The following is a 1,084-nucleotide window of genomic DNA, read 5'->3' as shown; positions in this document are numbered from 1 at the left end:
TGATCTCTTCACGGGCGTTTGCGTGCATTTGCACCATAAGACCCACGCGCTCTTTCTTGCCTTTAACCGAGTTGATCACGCCGTCGCCGGAGTTCAACACGCCCGAGTAAACGCGGACGAAGGTCAAAGTACCCACGAATGGGTCGGTAGCGATCTTGAACGCCAGAGCCGCGAAAGGCTCGTTGTCGTCTGCATGACGCTCCATCTCTTCTTCCTCGTTATCAGGGTTAGTACCCTTGATAGCTGGAATGTCAGTTGGTGCAGGCAGGTAGTCGATAACGGCGTCGAGAACCAGGGGAACACCCTTGTTCTTGAAGGAAGAACCGCAAACGGCCAGAACGATTTCACCGGCGATAGTACGCTGACGCAGAGCAGCTTTGATCTCTTCGATCGACAGCTCTTCGCCTTCCAGGTACTTGTTCATCAGCTCTTCGTTGGCTTCAGCAGCAGCTTCAACCATGTTGTTGCGCCACTCTTCAGCCAGCTCTTGGAGCTCAGCAGGAATGTCCTTGCGAACAGGGACCATACCTTTGTCAGAGTCGTTCCAGTAGACAGCTTGCATGTTGATCAGATCGATCTGACCCTGGAAGTTGTCTTCGGAACCGATGGCCAACTGAATCGGCACCGGAGTGTGACCCAGACGCTGCTTGATCTGACCGATCACGCGCAGGAAGTTGGCGCCAGCACGGTCCATCTTGTTTACATAAACAAGACGTGGAACGCCGTACTTGTTGGCTTGACGCCATACGGTTTCCGACTGAGGCTCAACACCCGAAGTACCGCAGAACACAACGACAGCGCCGTCGAGTACACGCAGGGAACGCTCAACTTCAATGGTGAAGTCTACGTGGCCCGGGGTATCGATTACGTTGAAACGGTGCTCGTGCGAGTACTGCTTCTCGGAACCTTTCCAGAAGGCAGTGATAGCAGCAGAAGTAATGGTAATACCACGCTCCTGCTCCTGCACCATCCAGTCTGTGGTCGCGGCGCCATCATGCACCTCGCCCATTTTGTGACTTTTGCCGGTTTAAAAAAGGACGCGCTCGGTGGTGGTGGTTTTACCAGCATCCACGTGAGCGACGAT

Annotated in this window: 1 pseudogene; it reads right to left on the bottom strand. The window is 54.2% G+C overall.

Annotated elements, in window-relative coordinates:
- A pseudogene (locus ACIONG_RS30600) lies at positions 1–1,084 on the bottom strand (elongation factor G); the annotation flags it as partial.

The organism is Pseudomonas sp. NPDC087817, assembly GCF_044742875.1.
GTDB lineage: Bacteria > Pseudomonadota > Gammaproteobacteria > Pseudomonadales > Pseudomonadaceae > Aquipseudomonas.
Note: the sequence above shows the minus strand (reverse complement) of the source record. Positions and strands in the feature narration are given on the sequence as shown.